Annotated in this window: 24 protein-coding genes and 1 pseudogene; 22 read left to right on the top strand and 3 right to left on the bottom strand. The window is 71.6% G+C overall.

Translation table 11 applies throughout. The features are described from left to right. The first annotated feature begins 3 nt into the window (after positions 1 to 3). The 12 genes and pseudogenes from rplS (at position 4) to AC0L6Y_RS08035 (ending at position 8,870) form a co-directional block, all read left to right on the top strand. Complete coding sequence (gene rplS / locus AC0L6Y_RS08090) at positions 4 to 351, top strand: 50S ribosomal protein L19 (RefSeq protein WP_473550619.1); 348 nt, start codon at positions 4 to 6, stop codon at positions 349 to 351. A gap of 255 nt (positions 352 to 606) precedes the next feature. Further along, entirely contained in the window at positions 607 to 1,353 is a 747-nt protein-coding gene (gene lepB / locus AC0L6Y_RS08085; RefSeq protein WP_473550617.1) for a signal peptidase I, read from the top strand. 9 nt (positions 1,354 to 1,362) lie between these two features. After that, positions 1,363 to 2,055, top strand: a complete 693-nt coding sequence (locus AC0L6Y_RS08080; RefSeq protein WP_473550614.1) for a ribonuclease HII — start codon at positions 1,363 to 1,365, stop codon at positions 2,053 to 2,055. A gap of 18 nt (positions 2,056 to 2,073) precedes the next feature. After that, complete coding sequence (locus tag AC0L6Y_RS08075) at positions 2,074 to 2,397, top strand: DUF2469 family protein (protein ID WP_473550611.1); 324 nt, start codon at positions 2,074 to 2,076, stop codon at positions 2,395 to 2,397. 7 nt (positions 2,398 to 2,404) lie between these two features. Continuing rightward, the gene (locus AC0L6Y_RS08070) at positions 2,405 to 2,548 is read left to right on the top strand and encodes a hypothetical protein (RefSeq protein ID WP_473550608.1); all 144 of its coding nucleotides are present in this window, start codon (positions 2,405 to 2,407) and stop codon (positions 2,546 to 2,548) included. Between the two features lie 133 nt (positions 2,549 to 2,681). Then, positions 2,682 to 3,047 (top strand): YraN family protein, encoded by a 366-nt coding sequence (locus tag AC0L6Y_RS08065; protein WP_473550605.1) that lies wholly within the window; start codon positions 2,682 to 2,684, stop codon positions 3,045 to 3,047. Next, positions 3,047 to 4,583 (top strand): annotated as a pseudogene (locus AC0L6Y_RS08060) (YifB family Mg chelatase-like AAA ATPase). The gene AC0L6Y_RS08065 and the pseudogene AC0L6Y_RS08060 overlap by 1 nt, the downstream one beginning before the upstream one ends. Beyond that, positions 4,580 to 5,881 (top strand): DNA-processing protein DprA, encoded by a 1,302-nt coding sequence (gene dprA, locus AC0L6Y_RS08055; RefSeq protein WP_473550600.1) that lies wholly within the window; start codon positions 4,580 to 4,582, stop codon positions 5,879 to 5,881. Before AC0L6Y_RS08060 ends, dprA begins: the two are co-directional and overlap by 4 nt. 502 nt (positions 5,882 to 6,383) lie before the next feature. Further along, positions 6,384 to 6,635, top strand: coding sequence for a hypothetical protein (locus tag AC0L6Y_RS08050; protein ID WP_473550597.1), 252 nt, complete (start codon positions 6,384 to 6,386; stop codon positions 6,633 to 6,635). Between the two features lie 107 nt (positions 6,636 to 6,742). After that, the gene (locus tag AC0L6Y_RS08045) at positions 6,743 to 6,892 is read left to right on the top strand and encodes a hypothetical protein (RefSeq protein ID WP_473550593.1); all 150 of its coding nucleotides are present in this window, start codon (positions 6,743 to 6,745) and stop codon (positions 6,890 to 6,892) included. 35 nt (positions 6,893 to 6,927) lie between these two features. Beyond that, positions 6,928 to 7,896: a phosphodiesterase gene (locus AC0L6Y_RS08040; RefSeq protein WP_473550589.1), complete on the top strand. Its 969-nt coding sequence runs from the start codon at positions 6,928 to 6,930 to the stop codon at positions 7,894 to 7,896. 65 nt (positions 7,897 to 7,961) lie between these two features. After that, positions 7,962 to 8,870 (top strand): tyrosine recombinase XerC, encoded by a 909-nt coding sequence (locus tag AC0L6Y_RS08035; protein WP_473550585.1) that lies wholly within the window; start codon positions 7,962 to 7,964, stop codon positions 8,868 to 8,870. A 21-nt stretch (positions 8,871 to 8,891) separates the two neighbouring features. On the opposite strand, the gene AC0L6Y_RS08030 is transcribed toward AC0L6Y_RS08035, so the two are convergent. Continuing rightward, complete coding sequence (locus AC0L6Y_RS08030) at positions 8,892 to 9,377, bottom strand: MarR family winged helix-turn-helix transcriptional regulator (protein WP_473550581.1); 486 nt, start codon at positions 9,375 to 9,377, stop codon at positions 8,892 to 8,894. Positions 9,378 to 9,428: 51 nt separating this feature from the next. Here AC0L6Y_RS08030 and AC0L6Y_RS08025 point away from each other — a divergent pair, with 51 nt between their 5' ends. Continuing rightward, positions 9,429 to 11,579, top strand: a complete 2,151-nt coding sequence (locus tag AC0L6Y_RS08025) for an MMPL family transporter (protein ID WP_473550578.1) — start codon at positions 9,429 to 9,431, stop codon at positions 11,577 to 11,579. Here the strand turns inward: AC0L6Y_RS08025 and AC0L6Y_RS08020 are convergent. Then, positions 11,512 to 11,979: a M23 family metallopeptidase gene (locus AC0L6Y_RS08020; RefSeq protein ID WP_473550575.1), complete on the bottom strand. Its 468-nt coding sequence runs from the start codon at positions 11,977 to 11,979 to the stop codon at positions 11,512 to 11,514. The two genes, AC0L6Y_RS08025 and AC0L6Y_RS08020, sit on opposite strands and share 68 nt — an antisense overlap. A 328-nt stretch (positions 11,980 to 12,307) precedes the next feature. Between AC0L6Y_RS08020 and rpsB the strand changes: the two genes are divergently transcribed. Both rpsB and tsf read left to right on the top strand, forming a co-directional pair. Next, complete coding sequence (gene rpsB / locus AC0L6Y_RS08015) at positions 12,308 to 13,318, top strand: 30S ribosomal protein S2 (RefSeq protein ID WP_473550573.1); 1,011 nt, start codon at positions 12,308 to 12,310, stop codon at positions 13,316 to 13,318. A 92-nt stretch (positions 13,319 to 13,410) separates the two neighbouring features. Continuing rightward, positions 13,411 to 14,238 carry a translation elongation factor Ts gene (tsf, locus tag AC0L6Y_RS08010; protein WP_473550569.1) on the top strand — a complete coding sequence of 276 codons (828 nt, stop codon included), beginning with the start codon at positions 13,411 to 13,413 and terminating at the stop codon, positions 14,236 to 14,238. Positions 14,239 to 14,332: 94 nt separating this feature from the next. On the opposite strand, the gene AC0L6Y_RS08005 is transcribed toward tsf, so the two are convergent. Then, positions 14,333 to 15,262, bottom strand: a complete 930-nt coding sequence (locus AC0L6Y_RS08005; protein WP_473550565.1) for a lysostaphin resistance A-like protein — start codon at positions 15,260 to 15,262, stop codon at positions 14,333 to 14,335. 145 nt (positions 15,263 to 15,407) lie between these two features. On the opposite strand from AC0L6Y_RS08005, the gene pyrH reads away from it, so the two are divergent. The 7 genes from pyrH (at position 15,408) to AC0L6Y_RS07970 (ending at position 20,404) form a co-directional block, all read left to right on the top strand. Next, positions 15,408 to 16,136, top strand: a complete 729-nt coding sequence (pyrH, locus tag AC0L6Y_RS08000) for a UMP kinase (protein ID WP_473550561.1) — start codon at positions 15,408 to 15,410, stop codon at positions 16,134 to 16,136. Beyond that, complete coding sequence (locus AC0L6Y_RS07995; RefSeq protein ID WP_473550558.1) at positions 16,133 to 16,471, top strand: hypothetical protein; 339 nt, start codon at positions 16,133 to 16,135, stop codon at positions 16,469 to 16,471. The genes pyrH and AC0L6Y_RS07995 overlap by 4 nt, the downstream gene beginning before the upstream one ends. Beyond that, positions 16,464 to 17,336 carry a DUF3097 family protein gene (locus tag AC0L6Y_RS07990; protein WP_473550554.1) on the top strand — a complete coding sequence of 291 codons (873 nt, stop codon included), beginning with the start codon at positions 16,464 to 16,466 and terminating at the stop codon, positions 17,334 to 17,336. Before AC0L6Y_RS07995 ends, AC0L6Y_RS07990 begins: the two co-directional genes overlap by 8 nt. A gap of 66 nt (positions 17,337 to 17,402) precedes the next feature. Next, a complete protein-coding gene (gene frr / locus AC0L6Y_RS07985; RefSeq protein ID WP_473550551.1) occupies positions 17,403 to 17,957 on the top strand; it encodes a ribosome recycling factor in 555 nt (184 codons plus the stop codon). After that, positions 17,957 to 19,015 (top strand): phosphatidate cytidylyltransferase, encoded by a 1,059-nt coding sequence (locus AC0L6Y_RS07980; protein WP_473550548.1) that lies wholly within the window; start codon positions 17,957 to 17,959, stop codon positions 19,013 to 19,015. The genes frr and AC0L6Y_RS07980 overlap by 1 nt, the downstream gene beginning before the upstream one ends. Positions 19,016 to 19,061: 46 nt before the next feature. After that, complete coding sequence (locus AC0L6Y_RS07975; RefSeq protein ID WP_473550545.1) at positions 19,062 to 19,607, top strand: DivIVA domain-containing protein; 546 nt, start codon at positions 19,062 to 19,064, stop codon at positions 19,605 to 19,607. Positions 19,608 to 19,786: 179 nt separating this feature from the next. Then, positions 19,787 to 20,404, top strand: coding sequence for an aggregation-promoting factor C-terminal-like domain-containing protein (locus AC0L6Y_RS07970; RefSeq protein WP_473550540.1), 618 nt, complete (start codon positions 19,787 to 19,789; stop codon positions 20,402 to 20,404). Positions 20,405 to 20,448: the final 44 nt, after the last annotated feature.

Raw genomic sequence — 20,448 nt, 5'->3', positions numbered from 1 at the left:
GACATGCACATTCTCGACTCCGTCGATGCAGCCAACCTGCGCAGCGACATCCCCGACTTCCGTCCGGGCGACACCGTCAAGGTGCACGTCAACATCGTCGAAGGTTCGCGCTCGCGTATCCAGGTCTTCCAGGGCGTCGTCATCGGCCGCTCGAACGAGGGCATCCGCGAGACCTTCACGGTCCGCAAGATCAGCTTCCAGGTGGGCGTCGAGCGCACCTTCCCGGTGCACTCCCCGGTGATCGATCACATCGAGATCGTCACCCGCGGTGACGTGCGTCGCGCGAAGCTCTACTACCTCCGCAACCTGCGCGGCAAGAAGGCCAAGATCAAGGAGAAGCGCGAGAACTGAGTTCTCGAGCTGTCCCGCTCGAATCCCGGCCCGGTCCTCCGGCGCCGGGATTCGTCTTTTCACGGTCAGTGAACCGTGAGCGTAACTCGACACACGCGGTGCGCACTACCGCCGCGTGAGCGCAGTTGCAACCTATGCTTGCTTCGAGCCAACCGAGGTGCAATGTATTCACAACGACCGCGATCCGAGCGATCCCTTCCCCTGGCGCCTCCCGCGGAGGCCCCGGGGCCCGAGCGACCGCGTCGCGGCTCCGGCGTGCTCCGCTTCCTACGCGACGTGCTCGTCATCCTCGTCGCCGCGGTCGTCATCTCGTTCCTGATCAAGACCTTCCTGATCCGCTCGTTCTACATCCCGTCGGAGTCGATGGAGTCGACGCTGCTGGTCAACGACCGCATCATCGTCAACGAGCTCGTGCCCGGGGTCGTGCCGATCTCGCGCGGCGACGTCGTCGTGTTCCAGGACCCGGGCGGCTGGCTCGTGCCGCAGCCGACCGTCGAGCAGGAGCCGCTCGCGGCCGCCTTCGACTGGGTGCTGTCGTTCGTCGGCCTCACCGCCCCGGACAGCAACGACCACCTCATCAAGCGCGTCATCGGCCTGCCGGGCGATGTCGTGACCTGCTGTGACGAGTACGGACGCCTGTCGATCAACGGCATCCCGATCGACGAGCCCTACGTCCTGCTTCCGGACGGGGTGACGAAGGTCTCCCGCGACGACTTCACCGTCACGGTGCCGGAGGACTCGCTGTGGGTGATGGGCGACAACCGCTACGAGTCCGCCGACTCCCGCTACAACCGTGACAAGCCGGGCAACGGCTTCGTTCCCTACGACAATGTCGTGGGGCGCGCGTTCCTGATCTCGTGGCCGGTGGACCGCTGGACCTGGCTCGACAACCACGAGTTCGCCTTCTCCGGCGTCGATGACGCGGTCGCGACGCCGTCCGGCGAGGACGAGACGGATGAGGTCGGGACTCCGAGCCCGCAGGCCACGACGGGCGGCGAGTGATCCGCCGCGATGGCTGTCGCTGAACCGACCCTGGAACGGGAGCGCGCCCTGTTCGCCGACGGGGCTGCACTCGTCATCGGCTGCGACGAGGTGGGCCGCGGCGCGATCGCCGGTCCGGTCGCGGTGGGGGTCTCGGCGGCGTCGCTCGACGAACTCGATGCGGCCCCGGTGCCCGCGGGGCTTCGCGACTCGAAGCTGCTGAGCGAGAAGCGCCGCGACGCGCTCGAACCGCTCGCCCGCGCCTGGCTGCCGCGCTCCGCGGTGGGGCTGGCGAGCCCCGCCGAGGTGGAGGCGCGCGGGATCATCGCGGCGCTCGGCCTCGCGGCGAGCCGCGCGCTCGGGGAGCTGCACGCCTCCGGCGTCGACTTCCAGGGCGCCGTCGTGCTGCTGGACGGCTCGCACGACTGGCTCACGGCCGCCCTGCCGCGGCGCAGCGTGCTGCCGCGGGTCATCACCCAGGTGAAGGCCGACCGCGACTGCGCCGTCGTGGCGGCCGCCTCCGTGCTCGCCAAGGTGCACCGCGATCGCCTGATGATCGCGGCGCACGAGGAGGCTCCCGAGTTCGGCTGGGCGAGCAACAAGGGCTACGCGAGCGCCGCGCACTACGCCGCGGTGGAGGCGCGCGGTCCGCATCCGCTGCACCGCCGCTCCTGGCTGCGCGAACCCACCCTGGATGTCGCGGTCGAGTCGCCGGGCGCCTGACGAACTAGACTCGCAGCCGTGGATGACGACGAGTTTGAGGACTACGACCGTGAGGTCGAGTTGGCCCTCTACCGCGAGTACCGCGACGTGGTGGGACAGTTCAAGTACGTGGTCGAGACGGAGCGCCGCTTCTACCTCGCGAACGAGGTGTCGCTCGAGCGCAAGGACACCGAGCACGACTTCTATTTCGAGCTGACGATGAACGACGTCTGGGTGTGGGATGTCTACCGCGCCGACCGCTTCGTGAAGAGCGTGCGCGTGCTCACCTTCAAGGACGTCAACGTCGAGGTGCGCGGCGACAAGGACCTGGAGCTCCCCAAGGAGCTCGCGCTCGACGAGTAGGCATCCCATGGATCTCTACCTCCCGATCGTGCTGACGGTCACCCTGGTGATGGTCGGCCTCGTGATCGGCATCACCTGGGCGCTGACGCGCGCCGCGCAGCGGCGGCGGCGGGAGCTCGAGGAGTCCGGAGACCTCGGCTCGCCCGAGTAGCCGCGCGGCGGGCGGTCGGCGCGGTCTCGCGATGCGGTGACCTCGACTCCTCCGCAGCGCTCGATTCGCGGCGCAGTGCGCCGATCGGATGCGGGCTCGTTCGCGCCCGGGGCCGAGCGCGCATCCTCGGTGCATGGCGGCCAAAGACGAACTCGGACGGCGCGGCGAGCGCATCGCCGAGCACCACCTCACCGAGCGCGGACTCGTGGTGCTCGATCGCAACTGGCGCTGCCCGAGCGGCGAGATCGACCTGGTGCTGCGCGACGGCGACGAGACGGTGTTCGTCGAGGTGAAGACGCGGGCGGGCCTCGGCTACGGGCATCCGCTGGAGGCGATCACCATGGTCAAGCTCGCGCGGCTGCGACGGCTCGCGGGGGAGTGGTGCGAGCATCGGCGCGCGGCCGGGCAGCCCGTGGGTCGGATCCGCATCGACGCGGTCGGCGTGATCGCGCCGGTTGACGCACCTGCGCGCATCGACCACCTCGAGGGCGTGTTCTGATGCCGGTCGGGCGCGCTCACGCGATCGCGCTCCTCGGCATCGACGGCGCCGTGGTCGAGATCGAGGCCGACATCTCGCAGCAGCTTCCGGCCTTCGTCCTGATCGGTCTGCCCGATGCGGCGCTCGGCGAGGCGCGCGATCGCGTGCGCGCGGCGGCCCAGAACTCAGGGATCCCGCTGCCCTCACGCAAGCTCACGATCAACCTGTCGCCTGCGGCGCTGCCCAAGCACGGCTCCGGCTTCGACCTCGCGATCGCCATGGCCGCCTTCGCGGCCGACGGCGCCGTCTCCGCCGACTCGGTCGCGGGGGTGGTGCACGTCGGCGAACTCGGGCTCGACGGGCGGCTCCGGCCGCTGCCGGGAGTGCTGCCCGCGGTGCTGGCGGCCCGGCGCGCCGGCTTCGCGACCGTGCTGGTGCCGGCGGGCAACGCGGCGGAGGCGGGGCTGGTCCCGGACATCCGCGTCGTGTCGATCGCCAGCCTGCGCGACGCGGCGATCTGGCACGGCGCCGAGCTGGAGCCCGTCGAGGTCGAGCCGCTCGCGCGGGGGCCGATCGCGCCCGACCACACCGAGGAGCGGGCGGGCGACCTCTCCGAGATCCTCGGCAACCGGGACGCGGTTGAGGCGCTGCAGGTGGCCGCCGCGGGCGGACACCACATGTTCCTGTTGGGGCCGCCCGGTGCGGGCAAGACGATGCTCGCGGCGCGGCTTCCCGGCATCCTCCCCGACCTGGAGCCGGCGGAGGCGCTCGAGGTCTCCTGCATCCGCTCGCTCGCGGGGCTGCCGGTCGCGGGGGAGCTGCCCTCCCGCCCGCCGCTGGAGGCCCCGCACCACACCGCGAGTGCGGCGGCGATCGTCGGGGGCGGCAGCGACGCTGATCCGCCCCGGGGCGGCGGCGCGGGCGGCGCACGGGGTGCTGTTTCTCGACGAGGCTCCCGAGTTCGCGCCCGGTGCGCTGGATGCGCTGCGACAGCCACTGGAGTCGGGGGTCATCCGCATCGCGCGCGCCAACGCGACGGCGCAGTTTCCCGCCCGGTTTCAGCTGCTGCTCGCGGCGAACCCGTGCCCGTGCGGCAACGCGGGCGCCCGCGACCTGATCTGCACCTGCACCGCCATGGCCCGGCGACGCTATCTCGGCCGGCTCAGCGGGCCGCTGCTGGATCGCGTCGACATCCAGCTCCGGATTCCGCGGATGACGGCGGCCCAGCTGCGACTGGCGGGGTCCGAGGCGACCGACTCGACCCGGGCGCGGGCCCGCGTCGCTGAGGCGCGTGAGCGGGCCCGGAGCCGGCTTCGGGGCACCCCGTGGCGACTCAACGTGCACGTGCCCGGGGCCTGGCTTCGCACCGAGGCCGGCCGCCCCTCACCCGGCGCCACCGGCGTGCTGGACCGGGCGCTCGAGCGCGGGGCGATCACGATGCGCGGATTCGACCGCATCGTCCGCGTCGCGTGGACCCTCGCCGACCTCGACGGCGTCGACCGACCCGGCTCCGACCAGGTGGGTCGGGCACTTCTGCTTCGAAAGGCGGCGGCATGAGCATCGCAGGTGTGGACGACGACGTGGCGGGCCCGCTCGTCCGCGCGGTGAGCGCGCCGGGAGCCGCGGCGGCACCGGACGAGACGGCGGAGCGGTTCGCGCGCGCCGCGTGGAGCCACCTCGCCGAACCGGGGGATGCGCTGAGCGGCCTGCTCGTGCAGGCCTTCGGTGCGCCCGGAGCCCTCGAACGGCTCGTGCGGCTCGGCGACGACGAGAAGCGCGCCGCGCGGGAGCTCTCCGCAGAGCTGACGGAGGCGACGGGGGACTCGCCCGGCGTCGAGCTGCTGCGGGAGGCGGTGCTGCGGTGGCGACCGCGCCGCTCCTCCCACCAGGTCATCCGCGCCCTCAGCCAGGCGCAGCGCTTCGGCGTGCAGCTGGTGGTGCCGAGCGATCCGGAGTGGCCGGCGCTGCTCGGCGACCTGGGAGCCCACGCCCCGCATGCGCTGTGGCTGCGCGGCCGGCGCGAGGCGCTGCACGCGCTCGAGAACTCGATCGCGATCGTGGGCGCGCGCGCCGCCACCGGCTACGGCGAGCACGTGGCGGTCGAGCTGGCGAGCGGCCTCGCCGACCGCGGCTTCGCGATCGTCTCGGGTGCCGCCTACGGCATCGACGGCATCGCGCATCGCTCGGCGCTCGCGAGCGCGGGCGACACCATCGCGGTGCTCGCGGGCGGGCTCGACCGGTTCTACCCGAGCGGACACGAGGCCCTGCTGACCCGCGTCGTCGAGCGCGGCGCCGCGATCGCGGAGGTGCCGTGCGGAACCGCCCCCACGCGCTGGAGATTTCTGCAGCGCAACAGGTTGATCGCCGCGGCCACCCGCGCGACGGTCGTCGTGGAGGCGGGCTGGCGCTCCGGCTCGCTCAACACCGCCCATCACGCGCTCGCGCTGGGACGTCCGGTCGGCGTGGTCCCCGGACCGGTGACCAGCTCGGCGTCGGCGGGCTGCCACCGGCTGCTGCGGGAGGCGCCGGTGGTGTGCGTCACGAATCCGGGCGAGGCGGCCGAGCTGGTGGCGGACGAGAACTCCGGTGCGGCCCGCGGCGCGCCAGGCGCGCCGAACTCGTCGGCTGCGTCCGAGGCCGCGTCCGACTCGAGCGGTGTCGCGTCGCGGGTGCTCGACGCCCTCAGCGAGCGGAGCCCCCGCACGATCGACAACGTCGCCGCGGCGGCCGGGCTCGCGGTCGACGAGGTGCGCGCGACGCTCGGCCTGCTCGACCTCGACGGGTGGGTGCGCGAGCGCCCCACCGGATGGCTCAAGGCCGCGGCGAACCGCCGGGAGGTCGCCCGTGCCGACTAGAGTTCCCCCGAGTGCACGCGAGGGCGGGAGGCATTCGCAGCGCGCTAGGTCCGCATCCGGGTGTGCACGGGGGCAATCGCGAAGCGGTCTACGCGAGGCACTCGGTCGTCTCTCGCGAACACGCGGGTACTCGCCACCCTTGTAACGTCAACTGCCTCCGCAATCGGCTTGTGCGCCCTGGAACTCATCGGGCGACGCTCGGTTCGAAGGCTTCGCCACGGCGGCGGCGCTCCGGCATCGCTCGGCTACGAGTCGCACCAGTTCGTGGTGGTACTGAAGCCCGATACCGACCCTGCGCTGCCAGGGTCGATCGGGGCGTTCCGTCAACGTGGGAGTGGGGGTCGGCGTATGCCAGCTCGACCTCCGTCCGAGCCCCGGGTGTCACCGTCGATCGAGTCGCGACGCGGCACCGGTACCGGTACCGGTACCGATACGCTTCAACCGAAATCGAAAGGAAGTTTTGCTCATGGTCAAAGGGAACCCGTACCGAACTGGACTAGCCGTGATCGCGTGGATCTCGGCTGTCGTCGGCGTGATTGCTGCAATCAGCGGATCGGTTGAGCAGCGGGAAGCGCGGTACTCGTACTTCGCGACGGGGGCGGAAGGGCTCGGCGCGTTCTCGTTGTCGAACTGGGCGTTTTCCGTGGCTGTGGTCGCGTTGTTGCTCTGGCTCACTGTTAGCGCGATTGCCTGGGGGGCGTTGGTCGCTGCCGGAAAGATCGAGCCGGCGGCTGCGAAGCCGACTGCGAGTTGACGTTTCGAGCCACGGCCGTTGATCACGCTTCCGTGGACGTGATCGGGTCTGCTGTACTGCGACGGTAGCGACGCGCGGCGATGATGCCGTGCGACTGGTCCCTGCACGTGGGCAGTGCGAGCGGAACGGCCGGGCTCGCGGTCGACGAAGTGCGCGCGACGCTCGGCCTGCTCGACCTCGACGGGTGGGTGCGCGAGCGCCCCACCGGATGGCTCAAGGCCGCGGCGAACCGCCGGGAGGTCGCCCGTGCCGACTAGAGTTCCCCCGAGTGCACGCGAGGGCGGGAGGCAACATGGTGGCATCCGAGGCGCCGGGATTCGTCCAGCTGGGTCACTATCCGGCTCCGCGGCACACGCTCGTGCACGTCAGCGACACGCACTTCCTCGCCGGCCACGCGCCCCTGTACGGCGCCGTCGACACCGACCTCGCGCTGGGCCGGGCCTTCGAGCAGCTGGAGCGATCCGGGGTGCGCCCCTCCGGGATCGTCATCACGGGTGATCTCGCCGACCTCGCCGAGCCGGATGCCTACCGGCGGCTGCGCGCCCTCATCGAACCGGCCGCGCAGCGACTCGGGGCCGAGATCATCTGGGTGATGGGCAACCACGACGAGCGCGGCCCGTTCGCCGCCGAACTGCTCGACGAAGCCAACGGCGGCGAACCGCTGGACCGCGTGCACCAGCTCGGCGGACTCCGCGTCGTCGTGCTCGACTCGACCGTGCCCGGATTCCACCACGGCGACATCACCGACGAGCAGCTCGACTGGCTGCGCCGGGTGCTCGCCACCCCGGCTCCGGACGGCACCATCCTCGCCCTGCACCACCCGCCGCTGCCCAGCCCCGTCGAGCTGATGGCGATCCTCGAACTCGACAACCAGCCGCAGCTTGCCGACGTGCTGCGCGGCAGCGATGTGCGCGCGATCCTCGCCGGCCACCTGCACCACTCGACGCACGGCACCTTCGCGGGAATCCCCGTCTCGGTGGCCGCCGCCACCTGCTACACGATCGACGTCAGCGCGCCGCGCGGCACGCTGCGTGGCATTGACGCGGCGCAGTCGGTCAACGTCGTCAACGTCTACGACTCCGGCGTCGTGCACTCGATCGTGCCCATCACCGACGCGCCGCAGGTCGCGGGCTTCTCCGACGCCGTGCTGGGGCGGCTCGCGGCGATGACCCCGGAGGAGCGCCGCGCCGCGTTCTCGGACAAGTCCTCCACCTTCAACGTCGCCGACGCCGACGCCTCGGGCGGCACGACGGCCGGCTGAGCCGCAGAACCGCACAGCGGCGTGGCCGCACCCCATCAGCGCCGGCGCGCGCGACGATGGAACCCATGCAGGTGTCCGCTGCGATCGACCGCTTCGCCCGCTCCCTCGAGACCGAGCGGGGCCTGTCGGCGCACACGGTGCGCGGCTACCGCACCGACCTGACGGAGCTGGCCGAGGTGGCGGCGGAGCGCGCGGTCACCGAGGTCGACGGCCTCGACCTGGAGCTGCTGCGCGAGTGGCTCTGGCTCTCGGCGCAGCGCGGCCTCGCCAGCGCGACCCTGGCGCGGCGCACGGCCGCGGTGCGCGCGTTCACCGGCTGGCTCGTCGACCACGGGCATCTGGCGGCGGATCCGGCGGCGCGGCTGCGCGCCCCGCGCCCGGACCAGCACCTGCCGCGCGTCCTGACGCGGGCGCAGATGGACGACCTCTTCTCGGGGCTCGCCGCCCGGGCTGCGACGGATGACGCCGTCGCGATCCGCGACCTGGCGATCGTCGAGCTGCTCTACGCGTCCGCCATCCGGGTGAGCGAGCTCGCCGCGCTCCGTCCGGGGTCGCTCGACCCCGCCGGGCGCACCGTGCGGGTGCTCGGAAAGGGCGGCAAGGAGCGCGTGGTGCCCTACGGGGGACCCGCCGCGCGCGCCCTCGACGACTATCAACGACGGTCGAGACCCGAGCTCGTGAAGAGCCGCACCGATCCCGGTGTGCTGTTCGTCGGGGTGCGCGGCCGCGCGATCGACACCCGCTCGGTGTACCAGGTCATCGCGCGGCTGCTCGCCGACCTGCCCGGCTCCGGCCCGTCCGGCCCGCACACGCTGCGACACACCGCGGCGACCCACCTGCTGGACGGGGGCGCCGATCTGCGCGCCGTGCAGGAGCTGCTCGGGCACTCGAGCCTGTCGACGACGCAGATCTACACGCACGTCTCGACCGAGCGGCTGCGCGAGAGCTACCGGCTCGCGCACCCGCGGGCCTGAGGCGGCCCCACCGGGCCGCGCCTACTCGAGCTGCGCGCGGTACACGTCGAGCACGCGCGCGAGGTAGCGCGTGACGGTCTCCTGCTCCTCGGGGCTGAACTCGTCGAGCACCCGGTCGATCCCCATGAACATCGGCATGATCGCCGCCATCGCGCGTTGCACCGAGGCCGGGTTCGGCACGACGACCACCCCGCGGCGGTCGGTCGGGTGGGGCTCGCGGGTCGCGTGGCCGACCGCGACGAGCCGATCCACCACGGTCGTGACCGCGGCGGTGGACATGCCGAGTCGTCGAGCCAGCTCGGTGGGGGAGAGGTTCCCGTGCATGACGAGGTGCTCCATCGCCTGCATGTCGGTGTGGTTCACCTCGAGCTGCTTCCCCACGTGGGACTCGAAGTCGGCGCTCACCTCGAGGATCTCGCGCACATGCATCGTCGCGTCGCGCACGCCGACACGGGGCGCGCCATCGCGTGGCGCGGCGTCCCGGGCGCGGGGTCGAGTGCTTGGCATGGAGTGAGTTTATCGCTATGTTGTTCGAAGTCCTAGTAATTAGATGATCAAATGAGAGATATGCACGCCGTCACGCGCTTCATCACCTCCCGTCGCACCTCCTGGATCGTTCTCGTCGTCGCCGGCCTGCTCGCCGGCGGGCTGTTCGCGATGGGGAGCGGGTCCGAGGGCGAGCTCTCGCCGGGGGTCGGCCTTCCCGACTCCGCCGAGTCCGCGCGGGCGGCGGCACTGCAGGACACGCTCGCCGGCGCCGACTCGACGAGCGCGCTGCTCGTGTTCTCGCGCGACGGCGAGGAGCTCGATCAGGCGGACATCGCGGCGGTCGTCGAGCGCAGCGCCGAGCTCGCCGAGCTCTCGAGCGGCGGTTTCGTGCCGCCGCCGACCGTGGCCGACGACAGCACGGCGGCGCTCCTGGTGGTCCCGCTTGACGTTTTGGAGGACGCGGGCGAGCAGGCGGAGCGCGCCGACGAGCTGCGCGAGATCGCGAACGCCGACCTGCCCTCGGGGCTCGACGCGCTCCTCACCGGGCCGGAGGGCTTCGCGGTCGACATCGCCGCGGTCTTCGAAGGCGCCGACTTCACGCTCCTGCTGACGACGGTGATCGTCGTGGCGGTGCTGCTGCTCGTCACCTACCGCAGCCCGTGGCTGTGGCTCGTGCCGCTCGTCGTCGTCGGCACCGCCGACGGCCTCGCCGGCGTGGTCGCCACCCGCGTCTCGGCGGTCTTCGGCATCGCCCTGGACGCTTCGGTCACCGGCATCCTCTCGGTGCTCGTGTTTGGCGCCGGCACCAACTACGCCCTGCTGCTGATCGCGCGCTACCGCGACGAGCTGCGCGTGTTCGAGGACCGCCGTGAAGCGATGGCGCGCGCCCTGCGCGGAGCCGGCCCCGCGATCATCGCGAGCGGCGGCACCGTCGTGCTGAGCCTCCTCACGCTCGTCTTCGCCGAGCTCGCGGGCAACCGCGCCCTCGGCATCGCGTGCGCCACCGGTGTCGTGATCGCCATGATCTTCGCCACCGTCGTGCTTCCGGCCGCGCTCGTCCAGTTCGGGCGCGGGCTGTTCTGGCCCTACATCCCGCGCGTCGGCAGCGAAGGCAGCATGAACCGCGGTCTCTGGCGCGGACTCGGCGTGCGGGTCGCGCGCAAGCCGGCCGTCGTCGCGACGATCGGCGTGCTGCTGCTCGGCGCGCTCGCCCTGGGCGGCACGCAGCTGCGGGTCGGCCTCGCGCAGACCGAGCAGTTCACGGCCGTTCCGGAGGCGGTCGTCGGCCAGGAGATCATCGCGGATGCCTTCTCCGCCGGCAGCGGATCGCCGGTGGTCGTGATCGCCGAGGCGGACGCGGCCGACCGCGTCGCCGAGGTCACCGAGGGGACCGACGGGGTCGAGGCGGTCACCGTGGGCGAGACCGACGGCGAGATCACGCAGCTCAGCGTGGTGCTGGACGCCGCCGCCGAGACGCCGGAATCCTTCGCGACGGTCGAGGCGCTGCGCGCCGCCTTCGCCGACCTGGTCGGCACGAGTGTCGACGGCGACGCGATCGACGACGCGGTCGCGCTCGTCGGCGGCCTGGACGCCCAGGCCCTCGACGTCAGCGAAGCGCAGCAGCGCGATCAGGCGCTCGTCATCCCGCTGATCCTGGGACTCGTCTTCCTCGTGCTGGTGATCCTGCTCCGCGCGCTCGTCGCTCCGGTGCTGCTGCTCGCCACGGTCGTCGCCTCGTTCTTCGCGAGCCTCGGCGCGAGCTGGCTGCTGTTCGACAGCCTGTTCGGGTTCCCCGCGGTCGACACGAACGTCGTGCTGTTCAGCTTCCTGTTCCTGGTGGCGCTCGGCGTGGACTACAACATCTTCCTGGTCACGAGAGCGCGGGAGGAGGCCTTCGCGCACGGGACGCGCGAGGGCATGATCCGCGCGCTCGCCGCGACCGGCGGCGTGATCACGAGCGCCGGCATCCTGCTCGCCGCCGTCTTCGCCGTGCTGGGGGTGCTTCCGCTCATCACGCTCACCCAGATCGGCATCATCGTCTGCATCGGCGTGCTGCTCGACACCCTGCTGGTGCGCACCGTGATCGTCCCGGCGCTCGCGTTCCTCACCGGCGAACGGTTCTGGTGGCCGGGGCGCGCGATCTCGGCCGAGCTCAAGGTGGTGCCCTCGTCGGCAACAACACGGATCGGGGGAGACCCCCGAGGAACAGCAGCGGGTTGACGTAGCCGCCGTCGACGCGCGCTCCCAGGTGAAGGCAGGGGAGTGCGCAGTGGCCGGGCTCCAGGTGGCCGATCAGCTGCCCGCGCCGCACCGGGTCTCCGGCGGCCACGACCGCGACGACCGGTTCGAAGCTCGAGATGACGCCGTCCGCATGCCGGATCGACAGCACCGGCCGGTCGACGACGACACCCGCGAAGTGCACGACGCCGTCGGCGGGGGATCGGATCTCGGCCCCCTCGGCCGCGTGCAGGTCGACCCCGCGGTGGCCCGCCGCGTAGGGCGTGGCGGGCGCCACGTAGGGGCGCGCGATCACGATCGGATCCGCGACCGGCCAGGCCCACACCGCGAGCGTCAGCAGGGCCGCCGCCGCGCGGGAGGCGCGGGCCGGAACGGGGATCATCACTCGAGTCTCGCGAGCCGAGACGCGGCGCGCGGCGCGCGCCCGGGGGCGGGGGAGACCGGCGCCTCGGCGCCCTCTGGGGAGGCGGAGTTCGCAGTGCTACACTCGTCCCAGCATCTCGCCTCGGCGAGGTGACTTCGCGTGCCCATCCGCGCTCCGCCGAACTCGGCGAAACGCTGGCCGCCGCATCCATCAGTCCTCACCCCGGTTTTCCGGCGCGAGGTGGATGTCTGGCCAGGGCACCAGGGCTCGCTCCCAACCGGGTGCGACACACAACTGAGAACCGCAGGCCGCGGCATGCCGCGCCTGCCAGAAAAGGAGCACGGCCATGGCCGTCGTCACGATTCGCCAGCTGCTCGACAGCGGCGTTCACTTTGGACACCAGACCCGTCGGTGGAACCCGAAGGTCAAGCGCTTCATCCTGACCGAGCGCAGCGGCATTCACATCATCGACCTGCAGCAGTCGCTGGCCTACATCGACAAGGCCTACGAGTTCGTCAAGGAGACGGTCGCCCACGGCGGCACCGTGCTCTTCGTCGGAACCAAGAAGCAGGCCCAGGAGGCCATCGCCGAGCAGGCGCAGCGCGTGGGCCAGCCCTACGTCAACCAGCGCTGGCTCGGTGGACTCCTCACCAACTTCCAGACGGTGTCGAAGCGTCTCGCGCGCATGAAGGAGCTCGAGGAGCTCGACTTCGAGGACACCACCAAGGGGTTCACCAAGAAGGAACTCCTCATCAAGAAGCGCGAGCTCGACAAGCTGCACAAGTCGCTGGGTGGTATCCGCAACCTCACCAAGACCCCGAGCGCCATGTGGGTCGTCGACCCCAAGCGCGAGCACCTCGCCATCGACGAGGCGCGCAAGCTCGGCATCCCGGTCATCGGCATCCTCGACACGAACGCCGACCCGGACGAGCTCGCCTACCCGATTCCGGGCAACGACGACGCGATCCGCTCGGTCAGCCTGCTGACCCGCATCATCGCGGACGCCGCGGCCGAGGGCCTCATCCAGAAGCACCAGAAGCCCGAGGCCGAGGGCAACGTCTCGGCCGTCGAGCCGCTCGCCGAGTGGGAGCGCGAGCTCCTCGAGGCCGGCAAGGCCGAGGAGGCCAAGGCCGAGGCGCCCGCCGAGGAAGCCAAGGCTGAGGAGCCCAAGGCTGAGGAGCCCAAGGCTGAGGAGCCCAAGGCCGAGGAAGCCAAGGCTGAGGCCCCCGCCGAGGAGCCCAAGGCCGAGGAGCCCGCCGCCGAGGAGGCCAAGGCTGAGGAGCCCGCCAAGAAGGCGCCCGCCAAGAAGGCTGCCGCGAAGACCGAGGCCGAGCCGGCCGAGGCCGCCGCCGAGTAATTCCGAGAGCCGGGCGGGCCCACGTCCGCCCGGCCTTCCCGGCGCAACCCGCCGTTCATCTGTTTCACACTCAAGCCAGTTAGGAAGCATCCATGGCCAACTTCAGCCTGGAAGACGTCAAGGCCCTGCGCGAGCGCCTGGGCACCGGAATGGTCGACACCAAGAACGCTCTCGTCGAGGCCGATGGCGACGTCGAGAAGGCCGTCGAGATCCTGCGTCTCAAGGGAGCCAAGGGCAACGCGAAGCGTGCCGACCGCTCCACGAGCGAGGGCCTCATCGCCGTCGTCGAGTCGGCCACGGCCGTCACGATGATCGAGCTCGCCTGCGAGACCGACTTCGTCGCCAAGAACGAGAAGTTCGTCGCGCTGGCCGAGAAGGTCGTCGCCGCGCTCGCCGACTCCGGCGCCGAGACGGTGGATGCCGCGCTCGCGGTGGCCGTCGACGGCGGCACGGTGGGCTCGCTCATCGAGGACCAGGCCGCGACGATCGGCGAGAAGGTCGAGCTCCGCCAGGTCTCGCGCATCGCCGGCGAGAAGTTCGCCGTCTACCTGCACCGCACCAGCAAGGACCTGCCGCCGCAGATCGGCGTCGTCGTCGCCTACACGGGTGACGACGCCGACACCGCGCGCAGCATCGCCCAGCACATCTCCTTCGCCGCGCCGGTGTACCTGTCGCGCGAGGACGTGCCCGAGGATGAGGTCGCCAACGAGCGTCGCATCGTCGAGCAGATCAGCCGCGAGGAGGGCAAGCCGGAGGCCGCCCTTCCGAAGATCGTCGAGGGTCGCCTGGGCGCCTTCTTCAAGCAGGTCGCGCTGTTCGAGCAGGACTACGCGCGCGACAACAAGCTGTCGATCAGCAAGGTTCTCGCCGACGCGGGCCTGACCGTGACGGGCTTCGCCCGCTTCAAGGTCGGCGCCTAGTCACCACGCATCATCGCCGCAGCGCCCCGCAGATCCTCGGATCGGCGGGGCGCTGTGCGTTGCGGCCGCCGCGGGCGATCCGGGCCTCCGGGCGTCAGACGACCGGGCTGGCGGCGCTCGCGGTCTCGGCGATGCCCCGCGCGGGGCGGAATCGCCCGGTCGCGATGAGAACGACCACGAAGAGCGCGGGCACGATCCAGCCGGACCAGCCGAGGATGGTGGCCTGCGTGGGGTCGACGATGTCGCCCGCGGCGCCCACGAGCAGCGAGAGCCCCGCCGCGGCGTTGAAGGCGCCGTGCGCGAGGGCGGCGGGCCAGACGGAGCCGGATCGGATCCGCAGCCAGCCGAATACGCCGCCGACGACGATGCACATGCCGCACATGCTGAGCACCGCCAGCCAGCCGGGCGCGGTCGGGTAGTTGTAGCCGAGCAGGATGAGCGGCGCGTGCCAGAGGCCCCAGATCACGCCCGAGATGAGGACGGCGGGAACGGCGCCGAGCGGCATCAGCTTCGGCATCAGCCAGCCGCGCCAGCCCAGCTCCTCGCCGAGCGCCGGGATCGTGTTCAGCAGCGCGGCGGGCACGATCGCGACCGCCTGCAGCAGGATGAGCAGCTCGAGGGGCATCGGCAGCGGGCCCGCTTCGGCGATGAGCGGTTCCAGGGCGGCGCGGAAGCCGGAGAAGCCGACCAGGTCGGCGCGGTACAGCCCGAAGGCGGCATTGGTCAGCAGCGCCGCCACGATCATGCCGATCGCGAGCACGAGGCCGAGGACGAGGAACAGCGCGAAGCGGCGGCCGGGGCCGGGGGCGCGGAGTCCGAGCGCGGTGCGCCAGTCGGGGTCGCGGTCCACGACACGCACCACGAGGATCGCAGCGATGGCGGGGGTGGCCATCATGGCGATCGCGAACGCGGTGAACCACGGGTTGGCGAGGCGCCCGGTGAACCAGAGCGGGAGCGCGACCAGCCACGCGCCGCCGAGCGCGAGCAGCGTGAAGACGAGGAGGGAGCGGAGGGGCAGTCGCATGGATCATCCTCACAGGCTTCAAGATTGTTCTAGCGAAACTATAACTAAGCGGCCTCCGGAGCGCGAGCCCGCGTCGCGCCGCTCCGGGATCGCGCCCGGCCCAGGTATCCTGAAATGGCATCCCCCACACTCTTGAGGAAGTCCCATGTCGAGTCGCCGCCGTGTCCTGCTCAAGCTCTCCGGTGAAGCGTTCGGCGGTGGACAGCTCGGGGTCAACCCGGACATCGTGAGCGCGATCGCCCGCGAGATCGCCGTCGCAGCGCCCAAGCACGAAGACGATCCCGAAGGGGTCGAGGTCGCGGTCGTCGTCGGCGGCGGCAACTTCTTCCGCGGCGCCGAACTCAGCCAGCGCGGCATGGACCGCGGCCGCGCCGACTACATGGGAATGCTCGGCACGGTCATGAACGCGCTCGCGCTTCAGGACTTCCTCGAGCAGGCGGGGGCGCAGGTCCGGGTGCAGTCGGCGATCGCCATGACCCAGGTCGCGGAGCCCTACATCCCGCTGCGCGCCGAGCGGCACCTGGAGAAGGGGCGCATCGTCATCTTCGGCGCCGGAGCGGGGCTGCCCTACTTCTCGACCGACACCGTGAGCGCCCAGCGCGCCCTCGAGATCGGCGCCGACGCGGTGCTGGTCGCCAAGAACGGCGTCGACGGCGTCTACACGGCCGACCCGCGCACCAGTCCCGACGCCGTGCGGCTCGAGGAGATCAGCTACCAGGAGGCGCTCGTGCAGGGCCTCAAGGTGGTCGACTCCACCGCATTCAGCCTCTGCATGGACAACGGGATGCCGATGCGCGTGTTCGGCATGGAGCCGGCGGGCAACGTCACGCGCGTGCTTCAGGGCGAGCACATCGGCACGCTCGTCCGCCCGTGACCGGACCGCGCGCCCGCAGCGTCTGGGACATCGCGCTGTCGATCCTGCTGCTGATCCTGACCGCCCTGATCGGCGTGTTCGGCGCGCTCCTGGCGACCGTGACCTTCGCCACGCTCGGCACCTGCGTCGGCGACTGCTCGCTCGACGGGGCCACGAGCGCGCTGTTCCTCGCCGGAGCGGCCGCGGTGATCGTGGTCGCCGCCGGCGTGATCGGCACGGTCGTCGCCCTGGTGCGTCGCCGCCGCGCCTGGTGGGTGGCGCTGCTCACCCTGGCGGGCGTCATCCTCGTCTGGGTGGCCGGCTTCCTGCTCTACGGCGTCGCGGTCAGTGGCTGACTTCGATCCCTACGGCGCGGACGTGCTCGCGGGGGACTGGCGCGGCCGGGGGAAGGTCAGCGTGCCCCGCGTGGCCGTCGAGCGCGGCCTCGTCGTGGAACTCGCCCCCGAGATCGACCCCGGCGGATGGGTCGGCGCGATCGTCGGGTTCGAGAAGGGCCGGGTCGCGCTCGAGGACCGCGCGGGCCGGGTGCGCTGGTTCCCGCTCGGCGGCGGGTACCTGATCGACGGCGCGCCCGTCGTGCTCGATCCGCCGCGTGCCGCACCCCGGGCCGCCGCGCGCACGGCCTCCGGCGCCCGCGTCGTCGAGGCCGAGAACCCGAATGCGGCACGTCGAGCGCGCGTGGCGCGCGCCAGTCGCATTCTCGTCGAGGGGCGCCACGACGCCGAACTGGTCGAGAAGGTCTGGGGCAGCGACCTGCGGGCCGAGGGCGTCGTCGTCGAATACCTCGGCGGCATCGACGATCTGGCGGCCGTCATCGGCGAACGCCAGCCCGGACCGGGCGCGCGGCTCGGGGTGCTCGTGGATCACCTCGTTCCCGGGTCCAAGGAGAGCCGGATCGCGCAGTCGATCCGGCATCCGCAGGTGCTCATCGTCGGGCATCCCTTCGTCGATGTGTGGCAGTCGGTCCGACCCGAGCGGCTCGGGCTGACCCGCTGGCCCGAGATCCCGCGGCACGTCGAGTGGAAGCACGGCATCTGCGAGGCGCTGGGCTGGCCGCACGCCGACCAGGCCGACATCGCGGCCGCCTGGCAGCGCATCCTGGGCTCCGTGCGCACCTATGCCGACCTCGAACCGAGCCTGCTCGGACGCGTCGAAGAGCTCATCGACTTCGTGACGACGCCGGACGGCGCCGCCTCGTAGGCCGTCCGCCGCGCGCCCGACTAAGCTGGACCAAGGCCGAAACGGTCGTCGTTGAAGGAGTGTGCCGTGATTAGTGACGTTCTCGCCGAGGCCAAGGAGAAGATGCACTCGGCTGTGGATTACGCGAAGAATGACTTCGCGACCGTGCGCACGGGGCGGGCGAACCCCGCGCTGTTCGAGAAGATCATGGTCGAGTACTACGGGACGCCGACGCCCCTGCAGCAGCTCGCGAGCCTGCAGAACCCCGAGGCGCGCACGCTCCTGATCACGCCGTACGACAAGACGGCGCTCAAGGAGATCGAGAAGGCGATCGTCAACTTCCCGAACCTCGGCGCGAACCCGTCGAACGACGGCGAGATCATTCGCGTGACGATGCCGGAGCTCACCGAGGAGCGCCGCAAGGAGTACGTCAAGATCGTCCGCACCAAGGGCGAAGACGCCAAGATCGCCATCCGCAACGTGCGCCGCAAGGCGAAGGACGACCTGGATGCGCTCAATGGCGAGGTCAGCGAAGATGACATCGCGCGCGGCGAGAAGGAACTCGACGCGCTGACGAAGGCGAACGTCGACGCGGTCGACGAGGCGCTCAAGCGCAAGGAAGCCGAGCTTCTCGAGGTCTGATGACGTCGCACTCCGATGACGAGCCGTCGGCGGAGCCCGGCCCTGCGGAGCCCGGCCCCGCCGAGCCGCACCACGCGCGCCGCCACCCCTCCCCGTTGAGCGAGTTCGAGGAGCGAGCGCACGCCGCTCGCCTCGACCTGGAGGAGCGCGCCACCGCGGCCCGCGCCGACATCGAGGAGCAGCTGCACCACGCGCGCGCCCAGTTCGACGCGACCAACGAGAAGATCCAGGCCCGCACGGGCCGCAACCTCCTGGCCGCCATCGGCATCGGCGTGCTGCTGGGCGGGGCGTTCCTGGCGAGCCTCATCGTGCTCAAGTGGGTGTTCATCCTCTTCGGCGCGGCGCTGATCGCGTTCACGACGCTCGAGCTCGCGCAGGCGCTGCGCCAGGCGGGTCGCACGATTCCGCGGGTCGTCTCGGCGGTCGTCGGCGTCGCGATCGCGCCGCTCGCGTTCTTCTTCGGCATCGAGGCGCTCTGGATCGCGCTCGTCGGCGCGATCACCGTGGTCACGCTGTGGCGCCTGGCGGAGCTCGTGCTGCCGTCCCACCGCGCCCCGACGCGGGAGGTGCTGCTGGACATCGGCGCGGGAGCGCTCGTCCAGATCTACGTCTCGCTCATGGCCGGGTTCTACCTCGTCGTGACCGGAAGCGAGGGCGGCGAGTGGTGGACACTCGCGGGCATCATCATCGTCGTCTCCACCGATGTCGGCGCCTACGCCGCCGGGCTCAGCTTCGGCAAGCACAAGCTCGCCCCCACGATCAGCCCCGGAAAGACCTGGGAGGGCTTCGCCGGGGCGGTCGCCGCCGCGCTCCTGGCCGGTGGCCTGCTCGGCGTCCTGATGCTCGGGCAGCCCTGGTGGGTGGGCCTGGCGCTCGGTGCCGTGCTCGTCGTCGTGGCGACGATGGGCGACCTCACCGAGTCGATGATCAAGCGCGACCTCGGCGTGAAGGACATCTCGAGCTGGCTTCCCGGCCACGGCGGATTCCTCGACCGGCTGGACTCGGTCCTGCCCTCGGCGATCGTCATCTACGCGTTCTTCCTGATCTTCGCGAGCTGAGCCGAGCGGTGTCGGACGCACAGCGAGTGTTCGTTAGAATCGCCGCGTGAGTACGACGTTCCCGCGCACGCGCGGCTCCCAGCGCGGTTACGACATCGATGAGGTCGAGGACTTCCTCGAGGATGCGCACCGCGCCTACGTCGGCGAGCCGACGTCGACGGTGATCACCTCCGAGAGCGTTCGTCGTGCCGCCTTCACGATGCGCCGCGGCGGCTACCAGCCGGACGCGGTCGACGCCGCGCTCGAACGGCTCGAGGACGTCTTCGCCCAGCGCGAGCGCGAGCAGGCGCTGAGCGAGCGCTCCGAGGAGTGGTACGCCGACGCGCGCGCCTCCGCCCAGGTGATCCTCGACCGCCTGGTGCGCCCGCGCGGCCAGCGCTTCCGCCGAGTGGGGATCTTCACCGGCGGCTACTCGGTCCGCGAGGTCGACGCGCTCGGCGACCGCATCACCCGCTACTTCCAGGAGGGCACCCCGATCGAGCTGGAGCAGCTGCGCACGGTCGCCTTCTCCGCCCAGCGCGGCGGCTACCTGGAATCGCAGGTCGACCTTCTGATCGATCGCGTCACGGAGGTCATGCTCGCGGTGCGCTGAGCGGCCCGCGTCGCTCGCCCGCGAGCGCCGGTCGACGCTCGCTCGCCTGCGAGCCCCGGTCGGCCCGCGCTCGCCCGCGAGCCCCGGTCGACACGCGATCGCTGCCGACTGCCTCCCCGAACTGGGGGCCGCGCGCGTCTCCCCGGACTCCCAGGGGGCGTCAGTAGACTGACGGAACTGTGAGCGGGTACCGGCGACGAGGTGTGACGGCTCGTCTGCACCCTCCGGTGCCGGCGCCAGAGCGGCATGCCCGCACGGCCCGTTCGCTCCCGATCTTCGCGGCCCTGGTGTCGCTCGCCTTCGTCTCGGTCGCCGGGGTTCCGCACGCCAGCAGCCAGACCCTCGACGATCCGGCGGCCGCCGCCGTGGCCGCTCCGGTGCAGGAGTTCGCGGTCAGCGATGCCGTCGAGTCGCGCGTGGAGCGCGACGGCTACGACGTGACCGATCCGCCGCCGCCCGCCGCCGCGACCGCGCCGGTGGTCGGAACCCCCGACCCGGGCAGCGCGCAGGCGATCGCCTACGACATGGTGCTCGCGCGCGGTTGGGACGAGAGCCAGTACTCGTGCCTGGTCGCGCTCTGGACGCGCGAGTCGAACTGGAACCTGTACGCCGAGAACCCCTCGAGCGGCGCGTACGGCATCCCGCAGGCGCTGCCGGGCAGCAAGATGGCGACCGCGGGTGCCGACTGGCAGACCAACGCCACGACGCAGATCACGTGGGGGCTCGGCTACATCGCGGGGCGCTACGGAACGCCGTGCGCCGCCTGGGAGTCGAGCGAGACGCGCGGCTGGTACTGATGCGCCGCGTCCGCTGACGTCGCGGCCGCGCCCTCGTCGCGACG

The sequence above is a fragment of the Pseudolysinimonas sp. 10J20-29 genome (assembly GCF_055809595.1).
The sequence above is the reverse complement of the archived record's forward strand: the minus strand, read 5'-3'. Positions and strand labels throughout refer to the sequence as shown.